1 protein-coding gene and 16 tRNA genes are annotated in these 2,135 nt (G+C 41.6%); all 17 read right to left on the bottom strand.

What is annotated here, in order from left to right:
* Positions 1-173: 173 nt before the first annotated feature.
* The 17 genes from ACK2WN_RS12000 to ACK2WN_RS11920 all read right to left on the bottom strand — a co-directional run bounded on the left by ACK2WN_RS12000 (position 174) and on the right by ACK2WN_RS11920 (position 2,100).
* Positions 174-575 carry a hypothetical protein gene (locus ACK2WN_RS12000; protein ID WP_416155689.1) on the bottom strand — a complete coding sequence of 134 codons (402 nt, stop codon included), beginning with the start codon at positions 573-575 and terminating at the stop codon, positions 174-176.
* 66 nt (positions 576-641) lie between these two features.
* Positions 642-717, bottom strand: a tRNA-Val gene (locus ACK2WN_RS11995).
* Between the two features lie 9 nt (positions 718-726).
* Positions 727-800 (bottom strand) — tRNA-Arg (locus ACK2WN_RS11990).
* Between the two features lie 30 nt (positions 801-830).
* Positions 831-904 (bottom strand) — tRNA-Cys (locus tag ACK2WN_RS11985).
* A gap of 8 nt (positions 905-912) precedes the next feature.
* Positions 913-985, bottom strand: a tRNA-Lys gene (locus ACK2WN_RS11980).
* Between the two features lie 10 nt (positions 986-995).
* Positions 996-1,072: transfer RNA gene (locus tag ACK2WN_RS11975), tRNA-His, on the bottom strand.
* A 6-nt stretch (positions 1,073-1,078) separates the two neighbouring features.
* A tRNA-Ile gene (locus tag ACK2WN_RS11970) sits at positions 1,079-1,155 on the bottom strand.
* A gap of 9 nt (positions 1,156-1,164) precedes the next feature.
* Positions 1,165-1,241: transfer RNA gene (locus tag ACK2WN_RS11965), tRNA-Met, on the bottom strand.
* A 7-nt stretch (positions 1,242-1,248) separates the two neighbouring features.
* Positions 1,249-1,324, bottom strand: a tRNA-Phe gene (locus ACK2WN_RS11960).
* 28 nt (positions 1,325-1,352) lie between these two features.
* Positions 1,353-1,436: transfer RNA gene (locus tag ACK2WN_RS11955), tRNA-Leu, on the bottom strand.
* Positions 1,437-1,443: 7 nt separating this feature from the next.
* Positions 1,444-1,532 (bottom strand) — tRNA-Ser (locus ACK2WN_RS11950).
* A gap of 14 nt (positions 1,533-1,546) precedes the next feature.
* Positions 1,547-1,622, bottom strand: a tRNA-Lys gene (locus ACK2WN_RS11945).
* 14 nt (positions 1,623-1,636) lie between these two features.
* Positions 1,637-1,711 (bottom strand) — tRNA-Gln (locus ACK2WN_RS11940).
* Positions 1,712-1,738: 27 nt separating this feature from the next.
* A tRNA-Arg gene (locus ACK2WN_RS11935) sits at positions 1,739-1,815 on the bottom strand.
* 22 nt (positions 1,816-1,837) lie between these two features.
* Positions 1,838-1,921: transfer RNA gene (locus ACK2WN_RS11930), tRNA-Leu, on the bottom strand.
* 13 nt (positions 1,922-1,934) lie between these two features.
* A tRNA-Tyr gene (locus ACK2WN_RS11925) sits at positions 1,935-2,019 on the bottom strand.
* Between the two features lie 5 nt (positions 2,020-2,024).
* Positions 2,025-2,100, bottom strand: a tRNA-Thr gene (locus ACK2WN_RS11920).
* Between the last annotated feature and the right edge of the window lie 35 nt (positions 2,101-2,135).

Genomic DNA, 2,135 nt, shown 5'->3' with positions numbered 1-2,135 from the left:
TTTGTTATATCCGCTCAGATGTTATCTCAAAATATCTGGCATGGTTTGTATGGCGTTCGAACTATTTGTTCGAACTAAATATATCTGCTGTTCAGTTTTCAAAGTTCATTTGTTATCTACAAGCAATATAATACCATCTACTATACATACTGTCAATACTTTTTTTATATTTTTTAATCATTTTGTTTTAATAATCTGTTAAGAACATCATTTAGTTTTAATAAAGGAAGACTAATATCTGAAAAGGCAACAATTAAGTATATACTGTTATCCAGCTCTTCCCATTTATATACACTTGTTACAAATCTTTTTTTATAATCAAAATTTATTTCTACAAAATCTGTAATCATTTCTTCTGCATTATCTAAATATTCTTCAAATATTTCTTCATTATATTGATTAAATTTAGAATCAGAATATATGTCTTCTATATTTATTTTTAATTTCAAAGCTATTACATCTTCTCTTTTAGTAGATTTTGTTAAATCTGTTTCCACAAAAAAATCTGACTCATTATTAAATAAATCTATAACTTCATTACTATCTAATACTTCATCTCCAAAGACTACATACATATTCTTTTACCTCAAAACAATTTTTTATTAAAAATATAGTCTTTAACTTTCGCTAAAGACTTTTACTGGTGGGGTTAACAGGGCTCGAACCTGTGACCCCCTGCTTGTAAGGCAGATGCTCTCCCAGCTGAGCTATAACCCCATTGAAAAATGCGCCCAGAGGGACTCGAACCCGCAACCTCCTGATTCGTAGTCAGGCACTCTATCCGGTTGAGCTATGAGCGCATATTAAAATATTATATTTTCAAATAATAGTGGAGGCGACATCCAGATTCGAACTGGAGATCAAGGAGTTGCAGTCCATTGCCTTACCGCTTGGCTATGTCGCCGAAAAAAGTGATCTATCCGCGATTCGAACGCGGGACACCTTGATTAAAAGTCAAGTGCTCTACCGACTGAGCTAATAGACCATATTAATTTTGGGGTGGATGATGAGATTCGAACTCACGGCCTCCAGAGCCACAATCTGGCGCTCTAACCAACTGGGCTACATCCACCATAAATGGTGGACCATCAGGGACTCGAACCCCAGACCTACCGGTTATGAGCCGGGCGCTCTAACCAACTGAGCTAATGGTCCTCATTATTTTGGTAGCGGTAACAGGAGTCGAACCTGTGACCTTTCGGGTATGAACCGAACGCTCTAGCCAACTAAGCTATACCGCCACACTTATGGTGCCCAGAGGCGGAATCGAACCACCGACACGGGGATTTTCAGTCCCCTGCTCTACCGACTGAGCTATCTGGGCATATTTATCAAAAAATAAAAATAAAGTATGGTGCGGATGAAGGGAGTCGAACCCCCACGCCGTAGGCGCTAGATCCTAAGTCTAGTGCGTCTGCCAATTCCGCCACATCCGCATATACTTGGCGGAGAGGGTGGGATTCGAACCCACGGTGCCGTTAAGCATCACTGGTTTTCAAGACCAGCTCCTTAAACCACTCGGACACCTCTCCATGTATAAAAAAAATGGTGATCTATCCGCGATTCGAACGCGGGACACCTTGATTAAAAGTCAAGTGCTCTACCGACTGAGCTAATAGACCACAAAAAATAAAAATGGCTGGGGATATAGGATTCGAACCTATGCATGCATGAGTCAGAGTCATGTGCCTTACCGCTTGGCGAATCCCCAACATTGGTAATATTAAATTTTGTGTTTTGGTGAGCGCAGAAGGATTCGAACCTTCGACACACGCCTTAGAAGGGCGTTGCTCTATCCAGCTGAGCTATGCACCCACAAAACTGAATCAATAAAATATGGTGCGGATGAAGGGAGTCGAACCCCCACGCCGTAGGCGCTAGATCCTAAGTCTAGTGCGTCTGCCAATTCCGCCACATCCGCGTATATTTTATTTTGGTGGAGGATGGTGGATTCGAACCACCGAAAGCGATGCTAACAGATTTACAGTCTGCCCCCTTTGGCCACTCGGGAAATCCTCCATATTTGGAGCTGGTGATAGGACTCGAACCTACAACCTGCTGATTACAAGTCAGCTGCTCTACCAATTGAGCCACACCAGCATATTGGCGGGAATAACAGGACTCGAACCTGTGAC

The organism is Peptacetobacter sp. AB800 (genome assembly GCF_047807365.1).
Lineage (GTDB): Bacteria > Bacillota > Clostridia > Peptostreptococcales > Peptostreptococcaceae > Peptacetobacter.
This window is presented reverse-complemented; position numbering and strand designations above follow the sequence as displayed.